This is a genomic window from Nonomuraea sp. KM88 (assembly GCF_052245635.1).
GTDB lineage: Bacteria > Actinomycetota > Actinomycetes > Streptosporangiales > Streptosporangiaceae > Nonomuraea.
Genome location: NZ_JBQQCC010000001.1, coordinates 647,925 through 670,463 on the forward strand (window position 1 = coordinate 647,925; position 22,539 = coordinate 670,463).

Consider the following 22,539-nt stretch of genomic DNA (forward strand, 5'->3'; position numbering starts at 1 on the left):
CGCTGAGCTGATGAGAAGAGGTGTCTGAGGGATGTTCGACCGAATCCTTGACCCGACCGGCCTGTCCGTACGGCCCGCGCGCGCGGCGGTGGCCGCCAGGCGGGTGCCCAGCCTGGCCGGCGCCCGCGTCGGATTGTTGACCAACACCAAGCGGAACGCCGCGCAGCTGCTGGCCGGGCTCGGCGACCTGCTCCGTGACCGGTACGGCGCGGTGGTGGCGATCCAGCGCACCAAGCCGCATGTCGCCTTCCCGGTGGACGAGCCGATGCTCAGGGAGATCGCCGCGGTCAGCGACGTGGTGATCACCGGCGTCGGCGACTGCGGTTCGTGCAGCGCGTCGGCCGCGGCGGACGGCATCGCGTTCGAGCGGGCGGGCATCCCCGCCGCGGTGATCGTCAGCGACGCCTTCGAGGTGACCGCGCGCGCGATGGCCGGCGTGCACGGCGACGAGAACTTCGAGATCCTGCTGACGCCGCATCCGGTGGCCGTGCTGAACGCCGAGCAGGTCGCCGAGCGCGCCACGGAACTGCTCGCCGGCGTGGCGAACCGGGTCCGGGAGCCCGCCCGATGACCGGCGGCACCCTCGAAGGGCAGGTCACCGACGCCCTGGACGGCGCGCACAAGTCCATCGAGTACATGTACGACCATGGCTGGACCGACGGCCTGCCCGTCGTGCCGGCGACGCGCGAGCTGGTCGACACGTTCCTCGCCACCACGTCCCGGCCCGCCGACGAGGTCGTCGGCCGGCTCGACCACCTCAAGCGGGAGGTCTCGGTCGAGCTGGCCGCCGTCAACGCGGTGATGGCGGGCTGCCGGCCCGAATACTTCCCGGTGGTGCTGGCCGCCTGGGACGCGCTGATGGCCGAACGCTCCACCGTGGGCGGCGGCTGGCAGAGCACCAGCGGCCCCGCGCCGCTGATCGTGGTCAACGGCCCGGTACGCCGACGTCTCGGCTTCAACGGCTCCGGCGGCGTGTTCGGCCCCGGCTTCCGTGCCAACGCCACCGTGGCCAGGGCGATCGGGCTGATCGTCCGCAACGCGCTCGGCGTGGTGCCGCACGTGCTGGAGCAGGCGACCCAGGGCATCCCGGGGCGGTGGGCGATGTGCATCGCCGAGAACGAGGAGGAGAGCCCATGGGAGCCGCTCTCGGTGGACGGCGGGGTGGCCGCCGGCGTCGACGCCGTCTCCACGACCCTGCTCAGGACCAGCGAGTTCGTCGACAACCGGCACACCGACGACCCCGAGGCGCTGCTCGGCGACTTCGCCGACACGATCTCGCGCACGGGTAGCTGGATCTTCCGCCACGCCAGCGCCGGCGTGGTGTTCTGCCCCGAGCACGCGCAGCTGCTGGCCGCGGCCGGAATGAGCAAGGCCGGCGTGCGCGACTGGCTGATCGAGCGGTGCGGGCGGTCCGAGGCCGACCTGGCCAGGGCCGGCAAGAACCACGTGCACGGGAACGTCCGGCGCCAGAGCGACGACGGCGATCCCGGCGCGTTCCACCGGTACTTCGCCGACGGCGCGCCCAAGAACCTGCCGATCGTCGTTGCGGGGGCCCGCAACGCCGGGATCTCCATGGTGGTCCGGGTGTTCTCCAACTGGTCCGGCATCTCGGCCAGGATCGAGCCGCCGCGCGACGTCGCGACGACCCCGGAGGCGTGAGGAGCTCATGTCCGACGACCCGCCGGCCGACCCGCCGGCCGACCCGCCGGCGGACCCGCCGGTCGATCCGCTGGCTGATCCGTTCGCCGGGGCCGGTGCGCGGTGGATGGCCGGCCGGGCCGCCCTGGTCACCGGGGCCGGGCAGAACGGCGCGCTGCCGGGCGTCGGCCACGCCATCGCCCGGGTGCTCGCCGCGCACGGCGCGCGCGTCGCGGTGCTCGACCGGGACGCGGCGGCCGCCGGCCGTACCGTGAAGCTGATCGGCGAGAACGGCGGCGAGGCGGTCCCCGTGGTCGCGGACGTGACCGACGACCGGGCGTGCGCCGCCGCGGTCGCCGCGGCGGCCGGTCGCCTCGGCGGGCTCGACGCCGTGGTGAACAACGTGGCCTCGGGCGACCCCGCCGGGCTGTTCGAGGTCACCCCTGACCGGTTCGCCGAGCTGATGGCGGTCAACCTCACCTCGGCCTGGCAGGTCACCCGGCACGCCGTCCCCGTGCTGCCGCGCGGCGGGTCGATCGTGAACATCTCCTCGGTGACCGTGCGGGCGCGCGGGCCCGGCATGGTCTACTCCCTGGCCAAGGCGGGGCTGGAGAACCTGACCGAGGGCGCGGCGGCCACGCTGGGCCCGCGGGGCATCCGGGTCAACGGCGTGCGGGTCGGCATGATCTGGGGGTCGTTCGCCGCCGCCAACATGCCCGAGGAGGCACGCGCGGGGCGGCGCGAGAGCACCGCGCTCATGACCGAGGGCACCGCCTGGGACGTCGCCCAGGCCGCGCTGTTCCTGCTCAGCGATCGGGCCCGGTGGATCTCCGGGCACATCCTCGACGTCGACGGCGGGCCGCCCCGGCGGCCGCCGCCCGTCGCTGCCCCGGACGGCCGCGACCGCGACAGATGACGTAGGCCGGGTGCCGCAGATGACCCACGATCTACGGCGCCGGGCGAAATACGGTCCCTACAACTCCGCAAACCGCCGACACCCCACCCCCGCTCTGAGGAGTGCCACCCATGACGAACAACGGCACGTCCAAGCCTCCATCCACCAGAGGGCTCTTCGCCGCCAGCTTCATCGGCACGTCGATCGAGTGGTACGACTACTTCATCTTCGGCACCGCCGCCGCACTGGTGTTCCCCCGGTTGTTCTTCCCGGACGCGTCGCCCGAGGCCGCCACGCTCGCGTCGTTGTCGGCGTTCGCCGCCGGATTCCTGGTCAGGCCGCTGGGGGCCGCGGTCATCGGTCACTTCGGCGACAGGATCGGCCGCAAGTCGATGCTCGTCCTCACACTGATCCTGACCGGCGGTTCGACCTTCCTCATCGGGACGCTTCCCACGTACGCGGCCATCGGCATCGGAGCGCCGCTGCTGCTGGTCTCCCTCCGTCTCGTCCAGAGCTTCGGCGTGTCCGGCGAGTGGGGCGGCGCGCTGCTCATCTCCACCGAGAACGCCGCACCGGGGCGTCGCGCCGTCTACGGCAGCTTCGCCCAGTTCGGGGTGCCGATCGGCGTGCTGACCTCGAACCTGGCGTTCCTGGCCGTCTCCGGCATGGACGACGAGGCGTTCTTCTCCTACGGCTGGCGCATCCCGTTCCTGCTGAGCGCGGTGCTGGTCATCGTCGGCTTCGTCGTACGGCTCCGCCTGTCGGAGACGCCCGAGTTCGCCAGGGCGAAGCAGGAGCGGAAGATCAGCAAGGTGCCCTTCGCCGAGCTGCTGCGCCACCACCCGCGCAACCTCATCCTGGGCGGCCTGGCCGCGATCGCGCCGCCCGCGGTGGGCTACGCGGTCACCGTGTACATGCTCACCTACGGGACCCAGGTGGCCGGCTTCGAGCGCAACACGCTGCTCACCCTGATCCTGGCCTCGACCTCGGTGTGGATCATCGCGATCATCGTGTCGGCGATGTTGTCCGACCGCTTCGGCGCCAAGCGGCTCTACATCGTCGGCGCGATCACGGCGGTGGTGTGGCCGGTCCCGATGTTCGCGATGGTCAACACCGGCGAGACCGTTCCCGCGCTGATCGCGTTCCTGGTGGCCGCGGTGGTGCAGGGCATCATGGCCGGCGCGCAGGGCGGCCTGTTCAGCGAGATGTTCGACCTCAGGGTCCGCTACAGCGGCATCTCCATCGCGTACGCGGCCGGCGGCACCGTGGCCGGCGCCGCCACCCCGGCCTTCCCCGCGCTGTACGCCGCGTACGGCTCGTCCATGCCGGTCGCCGTGTTCCTGACCGTGCTGGGCGCGGTGAGCCTGGTGGCCGTGATCGGCATCAGGTACACCGCCTCGGTGCGGAAGCCCGAGAAGGTCGCCGCCCCGGTCGTGGCGCCCGAGCTCTGAACCGGGCACCATCGCGCCGCGCGGGGGCGAGGGGCGCCGGGCCTCCTCCCGCGCGGCGTACGTTCGTGCCCGGTGCGGATCCGCGGCGGGAAGCAGGAGGCCGGACGCGCGCCCGCATGCCGGGGCTGCGCGCCCGGGTCAGTCGCGGGAGGGCACGGCCATCTCGCCCAGCTCCGACCAGTCGTCCTGCGGGACGGTGGTGTTGACGATGCGCGGGGTCTCGGCGAGGTGGGGCGGCAGTGTCTGCCGGGCCTGCCGGAAGTGGGCCGAGCCCACGTGGTCCGCGCCGGCCTGGTCGTCGCGGAAGGCCTCGACCAGGACGTATTCGGTGGGGTCGTCGAGGCTGCGTGACCAGTCGAACCACAGGCAGCCGGGCTCGGCGCGGGTCGCCTCGGTGAACTCCGCGGTGATCTCCGGCCAGCGGTCGGCGTGTTCGGGCAGGACGCGGAACTTGGCGGTGATGAAGATCATTTGACTGCTCCAACGGTCGGCGGCGCCACGGGCCGAGCCTATCGGCTCCAGTATTTCCGTCATATCAAGTAGGGAATATTGACTTTAGGGATGCGGGCTCGTACCTTCGTGGCATGAGCCAGGGCCTTCATCTGACCCGCCGCCCGCACGTGGACTTCTGCCACGTCGCCAGCGCGCAGTGTCGCTGATCACGTACCACCGCCCCACCTCTCTTCTCTCCAGAGGAACCATCGTGATCACTCGCAGAACCGCCCAGGGGTGCCCGCCGGACGCCGGCACCCGCCGCGCGACGCGGCCACAGCAACGAAAGGCGCGAGCACCCATGGCCCACCAGACCGAGGACACCCTCCGGCTTCCCGGCGACGTGCACTGGTACGACCTGCCCGACGACGAGGCCGAGCTCGCCGCCGTCGTGGACCTCGCGGAGCTCGCGGAGCCCGACGAGCAGGACGGGCGGAGGACCACGTGACCCGCAAGCTGCACCTCAACGCCTTCCTCATGGGCGTCGGCCACCACGAGGCCGCCTGGCGGCACCCGCGCACCGAGCCGGCCAGACTCACCGACGTCCGCCACTACCAGGAGCTCGCCACGATCGCCGAGCGCGGCACGCTCGACTCCCTCTTCCTCGCCGACGGCCTGGCCCTGGGCAACATCCGGCACAACGCGCTCGACCGGCTCGAACCTCTCACGCTGCTGTCGGCCCTGGCCTCCGTCACCTCCCACATCGGTCTCATCGCCACCGTGTCGACGACGTACAACGAGCCCTTCCACGTGGCCCGCAAGTTCGCCTCGCTCGACCACATCAGCGGCGGCCGGGCCGGCTGGAACATCGTCACCTCCGCCGGCGAGCCGGAGGCCCGCAACTTCGGTGTCGAGCGCCCCTCCCACGCCGACCGCTACGCCAGGGCCGACGAGTTCCTGCAGGTCGCCAGGAAGTTGTGGGACAGCTGGGAGGACGACGCCGTCCTGCGCGACCGCACGGGCGGCCACTACGCCGACCCCCGCAAGATCCACCCGATCGAGCACGTGGGCGAGCACTTCGCGGTCAACGGCCCGCTCAACACCTCGCGCCCCCCGCAGGGCCATCCGCTCCTGGTCCAGGCCGGGTCGTCGGAGGACGGCACGGAGTTCGCCGCCCGCCACGCCGAGGCCGTCTTCACCGCGCAGCAGACGCTCAGGGAGGCCCAGGACTTCTACACCGGCCTCAAACGGCGCCTGGCCGCCCACGGCAGGCGGCACGAGGACCTGCTCGTCCTGCCCGGGATCTCGCCGATCATCGGCTCCACCGAGCGCGAGGCGCTGCGGCTGGAGAAGGAGCTGGAAGATCTGATCATCCCGGCGTACGGGCTGCGGCAGCTGTCCCGGATGACCGGGCTCGACCTCACCGAGGAGACGCTGGACGGGCCGCTGCCCGACGTGCCGGCGGAGAACGAGGGGGCGCAGAGCCGCCGCCGGCTCGTCGTCGACCTGGCCAGGCGGGACCGCCTCACGGTCAGGCAGCTGATCGGCCGCCTGGCCGGCGGGCGCGGCCACCGCGTCGTGGCGGGCACGCCGGAGCAGATCGCCGACGAGCTGCAGGAATGGTTCTTCGCCGGCGCGGCCGACGGGTTCAACATCATGCCGCCGATCCTGCCCGGCGGCCTGTCCGACTTCGTCGACCACGTCGTGCCGGAACTGCGGGTCAGGGGCCTGTTCCGGCACGAGTACGAAGGCCGCACGCTACGCGAGAACTACGGCCTGGCCAGACCCCCGTCCCCGCACGCGCGGCGCGCGGCGGCGGTGGCCCCATGAGCGTCGTCGCGCTGGTGGGCAACCCCCGGGCTGGTTCCAGGACCCTCGCCGTGGCCACCGAGGCCGCGGGGACGATCTCCCGCGGGCTCGGCGGCGAGGGGCGTCACGAGGTGGTCGACCTGTCCGCGCTCGGGCCCCACCTGCTCGCGCCCGGCTCGCACGCCGGGGTGGAGGTGGCGCGGGAGCTGGTGACCGAGGCGGAGGTGCTGGTGGTGGCCAGCCCCACCTACAAGGGCACGTACACCGGGCTGCTGAAGTCCTTCCTCGACCGCCTGCCTCCGGACGCGCTGGCGGGCACGGTGGCGCTGCCGCTGCTCGTCATGGGCGACCCCCGGCACGCGCTGGCGGTCGAGGTGCACCTGCGGCCGCTGCTCGTGGAGCTGGGCGCCGCCGTGCCCAGCCCGGGGCTGGCGGTGCTCGAATCGCAGATCCCGGCTCTGGGCGAGGTGCTGGCGCCCTGGGCGGACCGGGTCGCGCCCCAGGTCGCCGGTGCCCTCAAGTCCGCGCGCAAGGATGTCGGCCGCTTCGCCGCCCACCCCTGAGCGTCCGGCCGCCCCGTCTCCGACCGGGGCGGCCGGCGTCCGGTACCACGGTGTACGCCATACGCGGTCCCAGGGCCGAGGTGGTATGTCTGGGAGCCATGGGTCAAAGGACGTTCTATCCCCCGGTGGAGCCCTATGAGACGGGGACGCTTCGCTCCGTGTAGCGCGTTGCGCGACGAGCAGGAAACGGCTCAGGCTGCGAGTCCGACCCAAGTGAAGGTTCTGAACTCATGTCCATCCCATCCCCTCTCATGCCACGGTTATGACGACCTTATGACGATGATCGTGGATGATTACTCATGGCCAGCGAGGCACGGCATCTATGCGCGAGCACAGAAGCCCGAGGCATCGATTGGGCTGATCATCCGAGATTCATTCACAGGGTCAAGCCAAGAAAGGGGGATGGAGAAATAATGAAGGCGCGCTTAACAACGCTCATTCCAAAGGCCGTTATGCTCTCGGCGCTGGTGATCGGCACTGGTGTAACCGCTACAGGTACCGCGAGTGCCGATACCCCACCCAGCGGATGCGGATACTTCACCGAATACAGCCCGGGAGGGCCGTACGCCTATTGGCGGAACTGCACAATCTACAAGATAAAAATCAGCGTGGATGTTGTCTGGATGGACGACAGCACGAGGTGCACCCCGCCGAAGTCGGTAACCCTTCTGGGGCAGAGCGGGACAGGCATCGGCGACATACGCGGCGCGAAGAGCATCGGCAGGTGTTGACAGAGCCAGCCCCTCAGGCCTGGCTCGAAGTCTCGCTGCGCGTCCTTAGCCATCCATGCACGTGAGCGATAATGGGCAAGGCGGCCAGCTCCTTTGCTGGCCGCCTTGCCAATATCTGAATCGCCTGGTGGTCCTTCGCTTCCGATCCCTCTTCTTTTCTCGGAAATCCGTCTGCAGTAGCCGGTGAGTTCGGCACTGGCCACGCGCGGGTCATGGCCTGTGGCGTGCAGCACCACGCGAATCTCAAACTCTGCGAGCATTTCCCGTCGTTTGACAGAATCTCCTGCGTCCCATTTCCGGGCTAGCGGCCGGCCGGTGGGTAGCATTCGCATTCCCGGCTCGCGTTCTGGTAGCGCCTTCAGCGCCGCGATTTCATCCCGATCCGCCCATATTCGGTGCGGTACCATTCCGCTTCCTCCGGTCGTCGTATAGGCCGGCCTGCCGGTCCTCACGCAACCCGGGTACGTGTAACGCGACGACATGGTGCACGCCTACCATCGCAGGGTGTTCGATCCGGACCCGGCGGTGCACGTGCCGGCGGCGCGTGCGTGGGCCGCCGGGACCTCCATCTGGCCTGGCCGGAGGCCGAGTTCCACCTCGTCGACGACGCCGGCCACGCAGGTGCGGAGCCCGGCACGCTGCACCGGCTCGTCGAGGCCACCGACCGTTTCCGCGGCGAGCGCGGGGCCTAGGCTTGGAGCATGAAGTTCCTGTTGCTCATCTGCGGAGATCAGCAGGCCCACGAGGCGATGCTGGCCGATCCCGGCTTCCTGCCCGACTGCAAGGCGTGGGCCGAGGCCCAGGGGGACCGGTTGGTGCAGACCGGTGGTCTGGAGGCGCCGGCCGGGGCCACCACGGTCCGGGCGCGTGACGGCGAGGTCCTGCTCACCGACGGTCCGTTCGTCGAGGCCAGGGAGGTCGTGGCCGGGTTCAGCCTGATCGAGTGCGCCACCCGGGAGCAGGCGCTCGAAGCGGCCATGGCCCATCCCGTCGCGCGGCACGGCACGATCGAGGTGCGGGCGCTGCTGCCGTGAACGTCCGGGAGACGGCCGACGCGCTGTTCCGGGAGGAGTCGGGGCAGATCATCGCGACGCTCATCCGGATGACCGGCGACTGGGACCTGGCGGAAGAGTGCGCTCAGGACGCCTTCACCCAGGCGCTCCAGCGGTGGCCGGCCGACGGTGTGCCGGCCGCGCCCGGCGCCTGGCTCACCACCACCGCCCGCAACCGGGCGATCGACCGTCTCCGCAGGGCCGCCGTGGGCGCGGCCAAGCTGCGCGAGCTGGCCGTGACCGGGCCCGCGCGGCCGGGGGACGGCGAGGAGGCGTACGGCGACGACCGGCTGCGGCTCATGTTCACCAGCTGCCACCCCGCCCTGCCGTTCGAGTCGCGGGTGGCGCTGACGCTGCGCACCCTGGCCGGGCTGACCACGGCCGAGATCGCCCGCGCCTTCCTGGTCCCCGAGGCCACGATGTCCAAGCGGCTCACCCGGGCCAAGGCCAGGATCCGCGACTCGGGCATCCCCTTCCGGGTTCCGGACGCGGCGGAGCTGCCCGGCCGGCTCACCACGGTGCTGGGCGTGCTCTACCTGCTGTTCAACGAGGGGTACGCGGCCACCGCCGGTGGCGACCTGATCCGGCGGAGCCTGTCCGACGAGGCGATCAGGCTGGGGCGGATGCTCGTCTCGCTGCTGCCCGGCGAGCCGGAGGCGGCCGGCCTGCTGGCCCTGATGGAGCTGCACGACGCCCGGCGCCCGGCCCGGCTCGACGCGGGCGAACTGGTGCCGCTCGAAGAGCAGGACCGCTCCCTGTGGCAACACGAGCGCATCGGCGAGGCGGTCACCATGCTGGAGCGCGTGCTGCGCCAGGGCCGGGCGGGGCCGTACCAGATCCAGGCCGCGATCGCCGCCTGCCACGCGAGCGCCGACTCCTTCGAACGCACGCCGTGGGCCGAGATCGCGGCGCTCTACGGGCGGCTGGAGGCGCTCGTGCCGTCCCCTGCCGTCCGGCTGAACCGGGCGGTCGCCGTGGGGATGGGCGATCCGGCGCGCGGGCTGGCCCTCGTCGAGGCGCTCGTGCCCGAGCTGGGCGGCTACCACCTGCTGCCCGCCGCCCGCGCCGACCTGCTGCGCCGCCAGGGCCGCCGTGCCGAGGCGGCCGCCGCCTACCGCGAGGCCCTGCCGCTGGCCCCGACCGAGCCGGAACGCCGCTACCTCGCCCGGCGTCTCGCCGGGATTTCTTCCGGCGAGGTGTCCGCAGGGGCGCCCGCCGTTCGTGGGGAGGGCGAAACGGACCACCGGAAGGGGTAGTGACCATGACCTCCACACGTTCCGCCGACGGAACCGAGATCGTTTTCGACCTGCTGGGCTCGGGCAGCCCGGTCGTCCTGGTGAGCGGCGCCTCCTGCGCCAGGGGCGTCCACGCGCCGCTGGCCGAGCTGCTGGCGGACGGGCACACGGTGATCAGTTACGACCGGCGTGGGCGGGGCGACAGCGGCGACACCCCGCCGTACGACGTGCGGCGCGAGATCGAGGACCTCGCCGCGGTGATAGCCGCGACGGGCGGCTCTGCGGCCGTGTTCGGCAACTCCTCCGGCGCGGTGCTGGCGCTGCGCGCGGCGGCCGAGGGGGTGCCGATCACCCGGCTCGCGTTGTGGGAGCCGCCGTTCCAGCTCGACGCCGGTGCCCACGAGCGGGCCCGCGCGTACGCCGCCGAGCTGGCCGCCTGCCTGGCCGACGGCCGTCGCGGGGACGCCATGGCGCTCTTCCTGAGCTCCGTGGGCATGCCGCCGGGCATGATCGGCCAGATGCGGCAGGCGCCCATGTGGGCGTCGATGGAGGCGATCGCCCCGACCCTCGCCTACGACGCCGCGATCATGGGTGACGGCCGCCCGTCGGCCGAGCTGGCCGATGTCAAGGCGCCTGCCCTGATCCTGACCGGTTCCGGGACCGGCGCGTGGAGCCTGGCCGCGGCCGAGGCGCTGGTGGACCTCCTGCCGTCCCCCCGGCACACGGTGCTGCAGGGCCAGGACCACAACGTCTCGTGGGAGGTGCTGGCCCCGCACCTCCGGTCCTTCTTCTCCTGACATGGTCGAGGCCCGGCGGGTGGCCGCCGGGCCTCGGTGATCGCGGTGTGGTGATGTCTAGTAGATGCGGTACTTGCGGCCGCAGTTGTCGAACTTGCCCGCCCAGCAGGTGAACGTGTAGGCCCTCGTGATGCCCCGCCCGCTCCAGCTGCCGGCGACCTTGCCGTCCCAGGCCCTGTTGAACTTCTTCCAGTGGCCGTTCTGGTAGACCTCGAACCAGACCCAGGCCTTCTTGCCGCCGCGCCTGTCGACGCCGTACCACTTCGTGTGGACCTTGCCGTGCCGCTTCCAGGTCTTCCCGAAGGTGTACGCCTTGTGGTCGCTGGAGAAGAACTTGCCCCAGCTGCCGCCGTAGGAGGCGCCAGTGGTCGACACCGTGGTCGACACAGCCGTCGACACAGCCGTCGACGCGGTGGACTGCGTGGCCGCCTGGGCGGCGGGCGTGAGAGCGATGCCGGTGACGGCCATCGAGCCGGCCAGGGTCGCGATCGCAAGGGTCTTACGCATTGGGTTCCTCCCCGTGTCGTGTGCCGGTCGTTCCCGGCACCAGGGACATTACGGAGACTCGCCGCGATCATCTGTGGACAAATCCACACATGAAGCGTGTGTGGATAAATCCACAAATGAAGCACCTTGCGTGGGCCTGGCCGTGGCCCACCCCCGCCTGATCGCCGCCGGCCACGGCGGCGATCAGGCGGCGGGACCCGGCGGCGGGCGGTCAGCGCTTGACGGTCATCCGGCTCGTGGGGAGCGGCACGAACGGCTTCTTCTCCGACTTCGCGGTCGCGCCGCCCTTCCCGCACAGCGCGAAGAGCAGGTGGTTCGCCATCGCGGTGTCGATCTCACTGGGCTCCAGCTGGCCGTCATCGCCAATCTTCTGGTACTTCATGAGGTTCATGCCGAACGAGATCTGGCGGTTGCCGTCCGGGCTGGACAGCGACTGGGCGCCCATGCCGAAGACGGCTCCGTCGTGCCCCCAGAACCGGCCGCACGGCAGGTCGGCGGCGTAGAGGCCGAGGCCGTAGATCAGGTATCCGCCGCCCACGCTCACGGGCACCGTCTTCTGCATCTCGGCCAGCTGCTCCGCGCCGATCAGCCGCCCGCGCAGCAGCTCACGGTAGAACCGGTTGAGGTCGTCCATCGTGGACACCACGTCACCGGCGGTGCGCACATAGGACATGTCGTAGACGCTGTAGTCGCGCGGCGGGTCGATCAGCCCGTACCACGACTCGTACGCCTTCGAGTGGGCCCCGGGGATGCGCGGCGTGCGCGGGTAGGACGTGTGCCGCAGGCCCGCCTTGCGGATCACGTTGCGCGTGATGTGGCGCTCGGCGCTCTCACCGGTCACCTTCTCCAGCAGCAGCCCGATGAGCACGTAGTTGGTGTTGGAGTAGGAGCCGGGCGTCGCGCCGGGCTCGCCCGTCGGAGCGCCCTCCAGACCCAGCTTCACCAGCTCCGCCGGCTTGATCGAGCGGAAACGGTGCTCGTCCAGGCTGTCGGTCCTGCCCTCCAGCAGCGACGGGAACGCCGGGGCGAGGTAGTCGGCGATGTGGCTGGTGTGGTTGAGCAACATCCGCACGGTGATCTGCTCGCCGCGCTCGCCGGGGACGAGGCCGGGCAGGTAGCGGCCGATGGGGGCGTCCAGCTCGATGGTGCCGCGCTCCACCTGCCGCAGCACGGCCACGGAGGCGAAGGTCTTGGAGATGCTGCCGACCCGGTGCGTCATCCTCGGGTTCATCGGCCGCTTGGTGGTCACGTCGGCGACGCCGGTGGCGCCCTGCCACGTTCGGTTCCCGTCACGGACCGTCGAGAGCATGCCGTACATCCCCGCCTGGTGCGCGGCGTCCAGCGACCCTTGCAGCGCCTGCCGGTCGAGCGCGGGATCCTGAGCGGCCGCGGCCGTGCCCGGGGCCATCAGGGTCGCCGTGGTGAGCAGCGCGGCTGCGGCGGCCAGCCGCCTGGTGTGTCGCATTCGAGGGGAGATCATAGCCGGTATCCTGATGTATCTGGGCAGGTCGCGGGCAGCCCGCAGTGTCACCAGCTCCCTATGACACGTGTCATCTCGGCGTCATGACATCTCGGCCTCGCTCACGGGCCGAGCAGGCCGGCCTGGTGGGCGAGCAGGCCCGCCTGCGTACGGTTGGCGAGGTCGAGCTTGGCCAGCAGGCGCGAGATGTAGCTCTTGACGGTGGAGTCCGACAGGAACAGCCGGGCCGCGATCTCGCCGTTGGTCAGGCCCTCGCCGAGGCAGGCGAGGACGTCACGCTCGCGCTCGCTCAGGGCGGCCAGCTTCTCCCGCACGGCGACGTCCGCCGGCGCCGAGCGCGACACGAGGTGGCGGGCGGCGGACGGCGACAGCACGGTGGCGCCCTGGGCCGCCACCTTGACCAGGTCGAGCAGGTCTTCCGGCGGAGTCGACTTCACCAGGAACCCGCTCGCCCCGGCCTGGAGGGCGCGCAGCACGTGGGCGTCGGAGTCGAACGTGGTGAGGGCGACCACCACCGGTGGGGTGGGCAGCCTGGCGATCTCGGCGGTGGCGGTGATGCCGTCCACGCCGGGCATCCTGATGTCCATCAGCACGACGTCGGGCGCGGCGCGCAGCACGGCCTCCACCGCCTCCGCGCCGTCCTCGGCCTCCGCCACCACCTCGACCTTGCCTTTCGAGGTGAGAATGGTGCGGAGGTGATGGCGGACCATGGGATCGTCGTCGGCCACGAGCACTCTGATCATGAGACGTCCAGGTGGTCGTCCGTGGGCACGGACGCGGGCAGGATGGCCGACACCCGGAAGCCGCCACCAGACGCAGGGGCCGCCGCGAACCGGCCGCCGAGCAGGGTGATCCGCCGCTGGAGCCCGTCGAGGCCGAGCCCGGAGCCGCTCGCCGCGAGCCCGGACCCGCCGGGAGCGCACCCCGCCGGAGGAGCAGCGTTGGCCACCGTGACGGTCAGCGTGTCGCGGTCATGGACGAGCTCGACCTCGACGGCCGCACCGGGCGCGTGTTTCCTGACGTTGGTGAGCGCTTCCTGAACCACGCGGTACGCGCCCCTGGCGATCGCCGGGGTCACCCCCTCCGGCGTGCCGATGACCCGCAGGGTGACCGGGTTTCCCGCTGCGCTGGCGGAGCCGGTGAGGACGTCCAGGCCGGAAGGGTCGAGCGTGACACGCGCGGGCTCACCGGGCTCGTGCGCGTGGCCTCGGCGCAGGATGCCGATCAGGTCGCGCAACTCCGTCAGCGTGCGCGAGCCCGCATCTCGGATGTGCTCGGCCGCCGCCCGGACACCGTGGTCGGTCGCCGACACCTTCAGCGCCCCCGCCGCCAGGACGATCTCGGTGACGTGGTGGGTGACGATGTCGTGCATCTCGCCGGCCAGCCGCTGCCGCTCGGCCGCCCTGGCCCGCTCGGCGAGCAGCAGCCGCTCGCGCTCGGTGCTCGCCGCCCGCTCGCGCAACGACCGCAGCAGCTCGCGGTGGGCGCGCGTGTACAGGCCGAGCACGGCCGGCAGGACCGTGGCGATGACCCCGGCGTAGGCGGTCTCCCACTCGGGAGCCCACGGCCGGGTGGCGGCGAGTGCCAGGACCGCGACGTACGCCACCGCCTGCTGGCGCGGCACCCGGTTGACGACGAACCACACGATCACCGGCGTGCACAGCGGCGCGGTCACCGGCGTCACCGGATCGAGCGGCGTGAAGGACCCGGGGGCCAGCGTGTCGCCCACCGCCGCCAGCGCCGTGGCCGCGCAGGCGACCACGGCGACCGCTCTCGGGAAGCGCACCAGGAACGGCAGGCAGGCGTCGGCGAGCAGGCTCAGCGCCAGCCCTGCGGCCGGGCCGAGCGGGCCGCTGGTCCGCTGGACGCTGCGGAAGATGGCCAGGTCGAGCAGCGCGAACGCGGCCATGAGGACGACCAGGAAGGCCTGAGCCCTCCTGGTGTCGCTCGGAGGTGACGTGGCGCTGGTCATGGTCGGTCGAGGTGGGCGCACCGGGGCGCGGGCGTCGTCGAGGTGCTTCCCGGCTGATCGGTGATCAGGTGCGCGACGCGCGCTCCTGATCTCCATTGGCGCCAGGCACGGCCGCTGGAGGACGGAGTGCCGGTCCGCGCGAACGAGGTCCAGGCGGCCACCATATCCTGGGCCACCGACAGCTGGGTCTGGTTGAGCGGCACGGGCTCGCCGTTCAGGTTGATCGGCTTGTCCCGCACATCGAACAGGTACGCCAGCTCCGAGGCGTGCCCAGCACCGGCAGGGAACCCGGGCAACGACGGAACGAACGGCGGCGCGGTGTCGTCGGCGAAGACGTAGGCGAACACCTTCGTCCCGCGGGCCAGGGCGTCGCCGTCCCGCGCGTGGGGGCAGGCGAACATGGCGTCGGTGTTGGGGGCGGCCCACGCCTCGATCGGGGTGGCGTACTCGTCCCTGGGGTAGCGGCGGGCCATCTCCTCCGCCTTGCGGCCGAAGCCCTGACGGAGGAGATCAGGGAGGTTCTCGTCGGTGACCGGACTGCCCAGCAGGCTCAGTACGCCGGCGAACACCAGGGCCTCCTTGCTGGTGTGCCCGGTGAGCACGGGCACGCGGGCGAAGTCCCCCTTGCGCAGCGCCCGCTCGGGGGAGACGGGCAGGGAGGGGCCGCCGTACGACGCGGACGTGAACGACCCGGTGAGTTTCAGCAGCTCCTTGACCGGTTTGCCGCGCAGGCAGGCGAGCGTCTTCGCTGCGTCCTTGCCCACCGGGCAGCCCACCCGGCGGGCCGCCGACCGCGTGGCGGCGTACGTCTCCTTCAGCGGGCGCCAGAACGGATACCGCGGTGTCCCGGGGCCGGTGGCGTTCGGCAGGAGAGCCGTGCCGCACGAGCCGCTCTGGATGATCGCCTTGTGGAACAGACCTCTGCTGCCTGGCGCGGTGAGCTGGCCGCAGGTGGCGATGCCGCCGCCCGACTCGCCGAACAAGGTGACGTTGCCCGTGTCGCCGCCGAACGCCGCCGCGTTCCGCCGTACCCAGCGCAGCGCGGCCTGCTGGTCCTGCAGCCCGAACGTGCCCCCGCCGGACATTCCAGGCAGCGCGAGGTAGCCGAGCACGCCGATCCTGAACTCCACGGTGACCACGACGGCGCCGCCCTGGACGGCCAGGCGGCGTGGGTCGTAGTCGGCGCCGCGCCCCGCGGAGAAGCCGCCGCCGTGCAGCCAGACCATCACCGGCCTGGGCTCGCCGCTCACCTTCCGGGGTCCCGTCTTCCTGGGGACGGTGACGTCGAGGGTGAGGCAGTCCTCCTCCTCGCTGCTCTCCTTGGGGTTCTCGCTGGCCTGGGGGCAGGCGGGGCCGGACGTCGTCGCGTCGCGGACGCCCGGCCACCGGGCGACGGGCCGTGGCGGTTGCCAGCGCAGGTCGCCGGTGGGCGGCTGGGCGTACGGGATCCCGCGATATCGCGCGACATCGCCGTCATAGACCCCTCGAATCCGCCCGCTGTCCAGCCCCACCTCCGGACCGGCCGCGCTGGCGTGCTGCGTGGCCGGCGCGCTCCGCGTGGCGCTCGGCCCCGACAATGCGCCGGCGCTTTGTGAGGTGCTGGCCGCCGGCGTGCCGCAACCCTGGGCGAGCAGGAGCGCCGCGGCCCCTGCGATCATCGCGTGTCCTCTTCTCTCCATGTCCCGCACGTTAGGAACGCCGCCGCGCCCGCCGGTACGGCCGGAGGTTGCGACCGGCCACCTGATGGTTGACAGGTTGCCGGCCGGAACGGCGAACGGGCACGGTTCCGGCGTGAGTTACGACGGGCGTCGTCCCCGTGTGGGTTACGACGCGCTGATCCAGGAGGTGCTGGCCGCGCCGTTCGATGGGCCGTTCGATGGCTGGGACTTCGCCGTGTTCGACGTGCACCGCTACGGTGACCGGCTGCGCGCCCTGCACGACAACATGGAGCGCGGCCGCTCGCTACGGGCGACCGCGCGCCGTTTCGCGCTGGTCGCCCGCCGCACGGGCTGACCGCTCCCGTCTCGCGCATGGGAGCGGGCCTCAAGACACTAAAGTGGTCGTCGCGAGGGGAGGCCGGGGTGGCTGCAGTGACTCGACCGAAAGTCGACAGCATCTCACTGGGCGATCTGGTGGAGTTCGCACTGAATGGCCGGATGCGGGTGCCTTCTTTTCAGCGCTCTTATCGGTGGGAGCGTAGTGACGTCACCCAGTTGTTCGACAGTATTCTGCGTGGATATCCCATCGGCAACATGCTTGTTTGGCAACGGCCCGCGGAAGCGGGAAAGGTAGTGATCGGTCATCTCCAGATCGAGGCGGAGGCGGTCGGCGATGCATATTGGGTGGTCGACGGCCAGCAGAGGATCACGAGCCTGGTCGGTGCCCTGACCGCCACCGACGACACAGTCGACCCGCGTTTCCGCATATATTTCGATCTCGCTCGCGAAACCTTCGTCTCGCTGCCACGCCGGAGTCATCCTGGGAGCGATCAGTTGCCCATGTCCCTCGTTCTGGACACCGCTGAGACGAACGCGTGGATCCGTGCCCGGCCGCATCTGAGCGGCCAGCAGATCGTGCTCGCTGACCAGGTGGTGGCGGCCGTGCGTGATTACAAGATTCCGCTGTACATCGTCACCGGTGAGGATGATCGCACCTTGCGTGACATCTTCGATCGCATGAACACGTTTGGCAAACCGCTGAAGAGCGCGGAGGTGTTCAACGCACTGCATTCGATCACAGGGGACCAGAGGCCGGGCGACCTGGGAACACTGGGCAGCAGTGTCCGGACGTTCGGCTTCGGGGAGATCTCTGAGCAGATCCTCATGCAGAGCCTGCTGGCCATCCGCGGTGTGAAAGTGGATCGAGATTTCCGCGACGAGTTCGCCGACGAGGATGATCTGCACGGCGCTTTTGTCCGCACGGAGACGGCGTTGGGTCATGTGATCGACTTCCTGCGCGATGAAGCAGGCATTCCCCATGCCAAGCTCGTTCCTTATGCCCTCTATCTCCCGGTGCTGGCCAGGTTCATGGCGATATTCGGTCCGCCACGAGGGAGGACAGCGGAATTGCTCCGTCGCTGGATCTGGCGAGGAGCGGTTCTTGGAGTGGCGCCTCAGGGCAACACAGTGGGGCTACGGCAGGGTGCGGCCGCCGTGCACACCGATCCGCTCTTGAGCGCTCAACGGCTGATCGACCTTCTCCCGGTGGCGTCGCCATGGAGGCCCGACATCTCGAAGACCCGCCTCAATCGCGCACAGGCGAAGGTCAACGTTCTCGGGCTGCTCTCCCTGAACCCCAGGGATCTTGCTCCTGGCCATCTCGGCGAACCGATCGACGCCGCTCAACTGCTCGAGAGCGGCGGCCCACTTGTTCCGATCCTCGATGACAGAAGTGTGCTGGGAGGTGGGCTGGCCAACCGGCTCATCCAGCCGCTCCGTGGCGGCGACGTCGCCGAGTTGCTCCTTGGCCAGGGCCTCGACGAGCGCGTGCTGGCCAGCCACTGCTTGGATGAGGATGCCATCGCGCTGCTGCGTGACGGGCATCATGACGCCTTTCTGACGAAGCGTGCCGCAGAAGTCGGGAAGGTCATCTACCACCATGTCCAGAGCCGTGCACTGTTCGGCTTCCCGGACGGGCCGGACGTCACCGCGCTATTCGATGAGGGCGAGGACCATGACTGACGCGGCCACGGCCGGGGTGTTCCTTGGGGATCGCCGGGTCGGCACTCTCGGCTATCGCGATGGCAACACGTGGTTCGACTACGAGGACAGAGAGCCCGAGCATCCGGTCCTCGGGCAGGCGTTCGAGGCGAATCCGGACAAGCGCCGGACGGCGAGCGGTTCTGTGCCGGAGTGGTTCGCCAATCTACTGCCGGAGCAGGGCAGCGGGCTGCGCAACTTGATCGGAAGGGAACTCGGCCGAGCTCATCCGCATGACTTCCAGGTGCTGATGTTCCTGGGGGACGACCTTCCCGGAAACGTACGTGTCGTGCCCGAATCCGACGTTCCCGTGATTCCGGAACCGGCTGAACGGTCACATGATGACGGCACAGGAAAGGTGCGTTTCTCGCTGGCCGGGGTTCAGGCGAAGTTCTCCATGCGCTGGGAGGGGAAGGGATTGGTCCTTCCCATGTCGGGACAGGGGGGCGATTGGATCGTCAAGCTTCCCGATCGGCGTTTCCCCGAGGTGCTGGCCAACGAGTACTCGATGCTGACGTGGGCGAAGCTGGCGGGCATCGAGGTGCCGGAGATCCGGTTGGTACGCGGAGCAGAACTCATCGGCCTGCCGGGTGGGCTGGTCCATCCTGAGGAGACCGCCTTCGCGGTGCGGCGGTTCGATCGTCCGGACGGGGGACGCGTTCACCAAGAGGATTTCGCGCAGATCAGGGAGGTCGCTGTTGCCTCCAAATACGACAGGGCGACCTATGCCGGGCTGGCGAAGTTCATCAGCGTGGTTTGTCCGCAGGACCTGGAAGAATACGTGCGCCGGCTGACCGCGATCGTGGTCATGGGCAACCTCGACGCTCATCTGAAGAACTGGACGCTTCGCTATCCTGACGGTGTCACCCCCCGGCTCTCCCCGGCTTACGACTTCGTCTCCGTGTCCGCCTATGACGAGTTCCGCGCCGAAGAACTCGCCTTCCCGGTGAATGGCGGCAAAGTGGCCAGGCTCATCACGCTGGACAATTTCCGGAGCCTGGCCCGGCGCGCGGGTATCGACGCCAGCTGGATCATGGGTGTCGTCAAGGACACCGCGACCACGCTCGTCGAGACGTGGCCGCGCGTAAGGGCCGAAGAGCCCGTTCCCCCTTTCGTCGCCACTCACGTGCAGAAGCGGCTGAGGTCGCTCCCCCTGATCGCGGAAACGAGGCGGTGAGGAGCGCTGGAACGGCCGCTGGAACGGCCGGTGGGGTCAGTAGGTCCAGGCCTGGCGCAGCTCGGCTTGCCAGCCGTTGTTCGGGAAGTAGTTGTGGATGATGAACGCCGGCCCCATGCCCTTGGCGAAGATGTTGTCCCGCTGGTGGCGCAGTTCCAGGGGCCCGCCGACGTCGCCGTTGCCCCGGTTGTTGTCCTTCCAGATCTCGAACTGCTTGATGCAGCTCCGGCCCGCGAAGTACTTGTTGGCGCAGGTGGGGCCGGACGGCGGGAACCACACCTGCTTGTGGTAGAAGTCCACGTCGGTGCCGCCGGGGATGAGGATCTTCCCCCACGCCTCGAGGCAGTACGCCTCCGGCTGGATGGTCCACTTCACATAGTGCTGCTTGCCGTCGAGCGACAGCAGCGGCTTCATGTTCTTGCAGTTGACGTCGCCGATCTGCTCCCTGGTGACGCGCTGCTTGAGCATGCCCTCGTTGTTGCCGTAGCCGTCGAGCTTCACCCAGTCGCCGACGCGCTCGAACTTCTCGTAGTTGGCCGGCGGCCACTTGGCCGGGTCGCCCCACCTGATCTGCGAGACGTTGCCGCCCTTCGGCTCCCATGCCCACTGGTTGCGCCACGAGCCCGACCAGAACTGGCCGGCGCTCTTGTCGAACATGCGGGAGAAATCGCCGTACGTGCCCAGACCGGCGGCGTTCGCGGGTGCGGCGCCGGCGACGAACACCATGGCCAGCGCCACCGCGGCCATCGCGGACTTCCTGATAGCGGAGAACATTCGGCCGAGGCTAGCGGCCATCCCTGACGGGAGGTATCACTTCAAGAAACGGCTAATTGTCAAAGCGGGGTGGTGGCGCCGACGGGGCACGGCCTCGTGGCAGAGCGCGCCGGCGGTCAGCAGCGTTTCCGGCTCGATCCGGATCATCGTGCAACTACGGTTCGGAAGGCCTCTCGCCGGTGGGGATCTCGGGGATGTCCAGGCGCCATCCGGGTTCGATGTGATCAGGGGTGATTCCGTCGATGTCGTCGTTGGCCTCGTAGACGGTCCGCGCGTGCCGGGGGTCGCCGTACTCGTCCACGGCGATGTGTCCCAGCGTGTCGCCGGGCGCCACGACGCGCTCCCCGCCGCCCAGCGTGGGCGGCGTCTCGGGGACGGCCTGCTCCGGCTGCGGGGCGGGAGCACCGGACGTCCAGTCGTCGTGCTCGGGGACGGACAGTGCCGGCGTGTCGACCTGGCCGCGCGGCACCAGGCTGTAGGAGATCGTTCCGGGCAGGAGGCCCAGCAGGCGGCCCTTCACGAACGGCGAGCCGTCGAGGAAGGCGCTGACCGGCTTGGAGCTGAAGTTCAGCAGCCCCTGCGCGGGTGCCTGCACGGCCCTGGGCCAGGTGCTGATCTTGTTCAGCGCCGGCTGGGGGTTCCACAGCTGGAACTCCCGCGCCCTGGCCGACACGCTGTTCTTCGGCGCCCAGACGGTCGCGGGGTCGCCCGCGCCTCTCCCCACGACCGGCACGTACCCGTGCTTGGCGGGGTCCATCCAGGAGAAGAGGTGGCGCGGGGTGAAGCGCGCGTTCATCGGCGTCAGCGGCTTCGACGGGTCCGCCGCCGACAGCTTGAGATCCCACTTGTCCGCCTTGTGGAAGGCGTGGTGCCGCAGGCCGGTCCTGTCGCGCAGGAGACGCGCGTAGCCGCCGCCGAAGATCGCACTCACGGCGCCGACGGTCAGGCCGTCCTTCAGCGCCGCCCTCAGCGGCTTGCCGTCGTACAGCAGGCTGAGGCCGGTGCTGGCGCCCGCGTTGAGCGCCCCTTCGAGCCCGACGGCGAACGCCATCGGGTGGTTCTGCGCCAGCCGCGCCACGGGGGCGAGGCCCTTCACGAAGCCGACCCCTCCGCCGAGGACCGACAGGCCCGCCAGGGTGCCGGCCATCTTGACGTTCACCCCCCACGGGTCCTCTTTCCCTCTGAGGGTGTTCGCCAGGCTGGAGTTGACGTAGTTGGTGCCCGCCACGAGCGCGGAGTTCTTCACGTACGCCGACAGCGCCGCGCGCCCCGCCTCCTTGGCGCCCAGGAGCCTCGTGCCCGAGCGGAAGGCCAGTTTCTCGGCGACGCGGACGAGCATGGCGCCGAGCTTGGCGTGGCGGCCGGACAGCAGGAGCGTCACCCTGCCGAGGGCCTGCCGCGCCGCCAGCCTGTTGATGGCCCTCGCGCCCAGGCTCAGCGCCGCGCCGGCCCCGACGGCCACGCCGAGACTGGCCATGAGCAGGGTGACGTACTTCTTGGTCTCCTGGGTGGCCTTGATCGCGTTGTCGACGATCGCGGCCGCCTCGTCGCCGCGCGCGGCCAGGGCCGCGAGGCTCGGCGTCTCCGCGTTCCCCTCGGGCGGGTTCACGCGGGTGCGCCAGGTCTCGCGGAAGGCGTCGGCGGCGTCGCCGCGCCAGTCCGCCCGTTGCACGTGCGCCTCGATCGCGGAGACGTGCGTGTCGTGGATGCTTCTGAGGCTTTCTGCGGTGGCCAGGCAGCTCTCGCGCATCTGGGCGAGCCGCTCCTCGTACGCGCCGCCCATCCCGAGCATGTCCAGGGTGGCGTTCCAGATGATCGACACCGTGCCGGGCGACGGCGGCTCGACGGCCTGGACCACCGGCGGCGCCCCAGCCTGGCCGCTGTCGGCCGCGTCGTAGGAGACGGCGCCCGCCCGCAGCCCCTCCCCGAGCTGCCGCATGATCGTCTCGCGCTGCCACAGGGCTGACGACAGGCCGTTGAAGAATGCCTCGTAGCCCTTCGCGAACTCGGCGGCGCCTTCCTCGATGAGGTCGTACGTGTCCACGTCAGGGGCGGCGCCGGCCTGGAAGTCGCGGAGAATCCCGGACAGCGCGGCGGCCGTGTCGGCGCACGCCTTTCCCGCCTTGCCGAGCTCGTCGAGACCGCCGGGGCCGACGGACACGAACCCTTGACTCACACGAACACCTCTCCGACGCCTGGAGCAGGTGCGCGCACGCCGCTCGGTGAGGCGTTTTCCCTGCCGGCCACTCCGGGGAAATGTTCCATTGATGTGGATATAAATGCAACGACTTCTTGCACTCTTCAACTTTTTCCGAAGTGGAGTCCGCC

At 70.4% G+C, this 22,539-nt stretch carries 22 protein-coding genes and 1 pseudogene; 15 read left to right on the top strand and 8 right to left on the bottom strand.

The features are described 5' to 3' along the window. Positions 1 to 31 precede the first annotated feature (31 nt). The 4 genes from ACTWPV_RS03035 (at position 32) to ACTWPV_RS03050 (ending at position 3,984) form a co-directional block, all read left to right on the top strand. Positions 32 to 571: a UGSC family (seleno)protein gene (locus ACTWPV_RS03035; RefSeq protein WP_443150491.1), complete on the top strand. Its 540-nt coding sequence runs from the start codon at positions 32 to 34 to the stop codon at positions 569 to 571. After that, positions 568 to 1,659: a hypothetical protein gene (locus ACTWPV_RS03040; RefSeq protein WP_443150492.1), complete on the top strand. Its 1,092-nt coding sequence runs from the start codon at positions 568 to 570 to the stop codon at positions 1,657 to 1,659. The genes ACTWPV_RS03035 and ACTWPV_RS03040 overlap by 4 nt, the downstream gene beginning before the upstream one ends. Positions 1,660 to 1,666: 7 nt before the next feature. Further along, positions 1,667 to 2,554, top strand: coding sequence for an SDR family NAD(P)-dependent oxidoreductase (locus tag ACTWPV_RS03045; protein WP_443150493.1), 888 nt, complete (start codon positions 1,667 to 1,669; stop codon positions 2,552 to 2,554). A 110-nt stretch (positions 2,555 to 2,664) separates the two neighbouring features. Further along, the gene (locus ACTWPV_RS03050) at positions 2,665 to 3,984 is read left to right on the top strand and encodes an MFS transporter (RefSeq protein ID WP_443150494.1); all 1,320 of its coding nucleotides are present in this window, start codon (positions 2,665 to 2,667) and stop codon (positions 3,982 to 3,984) included. Between the two features lie 138 nt (positions 3,985 to 4,122). On the opposite strand, the gene ACTWPV_RS03055 is transcribed toward ACTWPV_RS03050, so the two are convergent. Further along, on the bottom strand, positions 4,123 to 4,455 hold the full coding sequence (locus ACTWPV_RS03055; RefSeq protein ID WP_443150495.1) for a putative quinol monooxygenase: 333 nt from the start codon (positions 4,453 to 4,455) through the stop codon (positions 4,123 to 4,125). Between the two features lie 322 nt (positions 4,456 to 4,777). Here ACTWPV_RS03055 and ACTWPV_RS03060 point away from each other — a divergent pair, with 322 nt between their 5' ends. From ACTWPV_RS03060 to ACTWPV_RS03095, 8 genes and pseudogenes are all read left to right on the top strand, one after another. Further along, positions 4,778 to 4,924, top strand: a complete 147-nt coding sequence (locus ACTWPV_RS03060; RefSeq protein ID WP_443150496.1) for a hypothetical protein — start codon at positions 4,778 to 4,780, stop codon at positions 4,922 to 4,924. Next, a complete protein-coding gene (locus ACTWPV_RS03065; RefSeq protein ID WP_443150497.1) occupies positions 4,921 to 6,246 on the top strand; it encodes an LLM class flavin-dependent oxidoreductase in 1,326 nt (441 codons plus the stop codon). Before ACTWPV_RS03060 ends, ACTWPV_RS03065 begins: the two co-directional genes overlap by 4 nt. After that, the gene (locus ACTWPV_RS03070) at positions 6,243 to 6,788 is read left to right on the top strand and encodes an NADPH-dependent FMN reductase (RefSeq protein WP_443150498.1); all 546 of its coding nucleotides are present in this window, start codon (positions 6,243 to 6,245) and stop codon (positions 6,786 to 6,788) included. The genes ACTWPV_RS03065 and ACTWPV_RS03070 overlap by 4 nt, the downstream gene beginning before the upstream one ends. A gap of 452 nt (positions 6,789 to 7,240) precedes the next feature. Next, the gene (locus ACTWPV_RS03075; RefSeq protein ID WP_443150887.1) at positions 7,241 to 7,519 is read left to right on the top strand and encodes a DUF6355 family natural product biosynthesis protein; all 279 of its coding nucleotides are present in this window, start codon (positions 7,241 to 7,243) and stop codon (positions 7,517 to 7,519) included. Between the two features lie 560 nt (positions 7,520 to 8,079). Next, positions 8,080 to 8,211 (top strand): annotated as a pseudogene (locus ACTWPV_RS03080) (prolyl aminopeptidase); the annotation flags it as partial. Between the two features lie 9 nt (positions 8,212 to 8,220). Then, positions 8,221 to 8,553, top strand: coding sequence for a YciI family protein (locus ACTWPV_RS03085; RefSeq protein ID WP_443150499.1), 333 nt, complete (start codon positions 8,221 to 8,223; stop codon positions 8,551 to 8,553). Continuing rightward, positions 8,550 to 9,827, top strand: a complete 1,278-nt coding sequence (locus ACTWPV_RS03090; protein WP_443150500.1) for an RNA polymerase sigma factor — start codon at positions 8,550 to 8,552, stop codon at positions 9,825 to 9,827. The genes ACTWPV_RS03085 and ACTWPV_RS03090 overlap by 4 nt, the downstream gene beginning before the upstream one ends. 5 nt (positions 9,828 to 9,832) lie before the next feature. Continuing rightward, on the top strand, positions 9,833 to 10,603 hold the full coding sequence (locus ACTWPV_RS03095) for an alpha/beta fold hydrolase (RefSeq protein ID WP_443150501.1): 771 nt from the start codon (positions 9,833 to 9,835) through the stop codon (positions 10,601 to 10,603). A 57-nt stretch (positions 10,604 to 10,660) separates the two neighbouring features. Here the strand turns inward: ACTWPV_RS03095 and ACTWPV_RS03100 are convergent, their stop codons facing one another. The 5 genes from ACTWPV_RS03100 to ACTWPV_RS03120 form a co-directional block, all read right to left on the bottom strand. Further along, the gene (locus ACTWPV_RS03100) at positions 10,661 to 11,110 is read right to left on the bottom strand and encodes a hypothetical protein (RefSeq protein ID WP_443150502.1); all 450 of its coding nucleotides are present in this window, start codon (positions 11,108 to 11,110) and stop codon (positions 10,661 to 10,663) included. Between the two features lie 211 nt (positions 11,111 to 11,321). Further along, entirely contained in the window at positions 11,322 to 12,575 is a 1,254-nt protein-coding gene (locus ACTWPV_RS03105; protein ID WP_443150503.1) for a serine hydrolase domain-containing protein, read from the bottom strand. A gap of 116 nt (positions 12,576 to 12,691) precedes the next feature. Next, on the bottom strand, positions 12,692 to 13,333 hold the full coding sequence (locus ACTWPV_RS03110) for a response regulator (protein ID WP_443150504.1): 642 nt from the start codon (positions 13,331 to 13,333) through the stop codon (positions 12,692 to 12,694). Next, positions 13,330 to 14,562: a sensor histidine kinase gene (locus tag ACTWPV_RS03115; protein ID WP_443150505.1), complete on the bottom strand. Its 1,233-nt coding sequence runs from the start codon at positions 14,560 to 14,562 to the stop codon at positions 13,330 to 13,332. The genes ACTWPV_RS03110 and ACTWPV_RS03115 overlap by 4 nt, the downstream gene beginning before the upstream one ends. After that, positions 14,559 to 16,241 carry a carboxylesterase/lipase family protein gene (locus tag ACTWPV_RS03120; RefSeq protein ID WP_443150506.1) on the bottom strand — a complete coding sequence of 561 codons (1,683 nt, stop codon included), beginning with the start codon at positions 16,239 to 16,241 and terminating at the stop codon, positions 14,559 to 14,561. The genes ACTWPV_RS03115 and ACTWPV_RS03120 overlap by 4 nt, the downstream gene beginning before the upstream one ends. 112 nt (positions 16,242 to 16,353) lie before the next feature. On the opposite strand from ACTWPV_RS03120, the gene ACTWPV_RS03125 reads away from it, so the two are divergent. The 3 genes from ACTWPV_RS03125 (at position 16,354) to ACTWPV_RS03135 (ending at position 19,437) form a co-directional block, all read left to right on the top strand. After that, positions 16,354 to 16,575: a hypothetical protein gene (locus ACTWPV_RS03125; protein WP_443150507.1), complete on the top strand. Its 222-nt coding sequence runs from the start codon at positions 16,354 to 16,356 to the stop codon at positions 16,573 to 16,575. 68 nt (positions 16,576 to 16,643) lie between these two features. Further along, complete coding sequence (locus ACTWPV_RS03130) at positions 16,644 to 18,242, top strand: DUF262 domain-containing protein (RefSeq protein WP_443150508.1); 1,599 nt, start codon at positions 16,644 to 16,646, stop codon at positions 18,240 to 18,242. Further along, the gene (locus ACTWPV_RS03135; protein ID WP_443150509.1) at positions 18,235 to 19,437 is read left to right on the top strand and encodes a type II toxin-antitoxin system HipA family toxin; all 1,203 of its coding nucleotides are present in this window, start codon (positions 18,235 to 18,237) and stop codon (positions 19,435 to 19,437) included. The genes ACTWPV_RS03130 and ACTWPV_RS03135 overlap by 8 nt, the downstream gene beginning before the upstream one ends. Positions 19,438 to 19,473: 36 nt before the next feature. Here the strand turns inward: ACTWPV_RS03135 and ACTWPV_RS03140 are convergent, their stop codons facing one another. Both ACTWPV_RS03140 and ACTWPV_RS03145 read right to left on the bottom strand, forming a co-directional pair. Beyond that, positions 19,474 to 20,211: a hypothetical protein gene (locus ACTWPV_RS03140; RefSeq protein WP_443150510.1), complete on the bottom strand. Its 738-nt coding sequence runs from the start codon at positions 20,209 to 20,211 to the stop codon at positions 19,474 to 19,476. A gap of 154 nt (positions 20,212 to 20,365) precedes the next feature. Beyond that, positions 20,366 to 22,387, bottom strand: a complete 2,022-nt coding sequence (locus ACTWPV_RS03145; RefSeq protein WP_443150511.1) for a LysM peptidoglycan-binding domain-containing protein — start codon at positions 22,385 to 22,387, stop codon at positions 20,366 to 20,368. Positions 22,388 to 22,539: the final 152 nt, after the last annotated feature.

Excerpts from the sequence above, each read along its gene's own strand:
- ACTWPV_RS03035 (WP_443150491.1), top strand. The coding sequence starts at position 32 with ATGTTCGACCGAATCCTTGACCCGACCGGCCTGTCCGTACGGCCCGCG.
- ACTWPV_RS03040 (WP_443150492.1), top strand. The coding sequence starts at position 568 with ATGACCGGCGGCACCCTCGAAGGGCAGGTCACCGACGCCCTGGACGGC.
- ACTWPV_RS03045 (WP_443150493.1), top strand. The coding sequence starts at position 1,667 with ATGTCCGACGACCCGCCGGCCGACCCGCCGGCCGACCCGCCGGCGGAC.
- ACTWPV_RS03050 (WP_443150494.1), top strand. The coding sequence starts at position 2,665 with ATGACGAACAACGGCACGTCCAAGCCTCCATCCACCAGAGGGCTCTTC.
- ACTWPV_RS03055 (WP_443150495.1), bottom strand. The coding sequence starts at position 4,455 with ATGATCTTCATCACCGCCAAGTTCCGCGTCCTGCCCGAACACGCCGAC.
- ACTWPV_RS03060 (WP_443150496.1), top strand. The coding sequence starts at position 4,778 with ATGGCCCACCAGACCGAGGACACCCTCCGGCTTCCCGGCGACGTGCAC.
- ACTWPV_RS03070 (WP_443150498.1), top strand. The coding sequence starts at position 6,243 with ATGAGCGTCGTCGCGCTGGTGGGCAACCCCCGGGCTGGTTCCAGGACC.
- ACTWPV_RS03075 (WP_443150887.1), top strand. The coding sequence starts at position 7,241 with ATGCTCTCGGCGCTGGTGATCGGCACTGGTGTAACCGCTACAGGTACC.
- ACTWPV_RS03085 (WP_443150499.1), top strand. The coding sequence starts at position 8,221 with ATGAAGTTCCTGTTGCTCATCTGCGGAGATCAGCAGGCCCACGAGGCG.
- ACTWPV_RS03095 (WP_443150501.1), top strand. The coding sequence starts at position 9,833 with ATGACCTCCACACGTTCCGCCGACGGAACCGAGATCGTTTTCGACCTG.
- ACTWPV_RS03100 (WP_443150502.1), bottom strand. The coding sequence starts at position 11,110 with ATGCGTAAGACCCTTGCGATCGCGACCCTGGCCGGCTCGATGGCCGTC.
- ACTWPV_RS03105 (WP_443150503.1), bottom strand. The coding sequence starts at position 12,575 with ATGCGACACACCAGGCGGCTGGCCGCCGCAGCCGCGCTGCTCACCACG.
- ACTWPV_RS03110 (WP_443150504.1), bottom strand. The coding sequence starts at position 13,333 with ATGATCAGAGTGCTCGTGGCCGACGACGATCCCATGGTCCGCCATCAC.
- ACTWPV_RS03115 (WP_443150505.1), bottom strand. The coding sequence starts at position 14,562 with ATGACCAGCGCCACGTCACCTCCGAGCGACACCAGGAGGGCTCAGGCC.
- ACTWPV_RS03120 (WP_443150506.1), bottom strand. The coding sequence starts at position 16,241 with ATGGAGAGAAGAGGACACGCGATGATCGCAGGGGCCGCGGCGCTCCTG.
- ACTWPV_RS03135 (WP_443150509.1), top strand. The coding sequence starts at position 18,235 with ATGACTGACGCGGCCACGGCCGGGGTGTTCCTTGGGGATCGCCGGGTC.
- ACTWPV_RS03140 (WP_443150510.1), bottom strand. The coding sequence starts at position 20,211 with ATGTTCTCCGCTATCAGGAAGTCCGCGATGGCCGCGGTGGCGCTGGCC.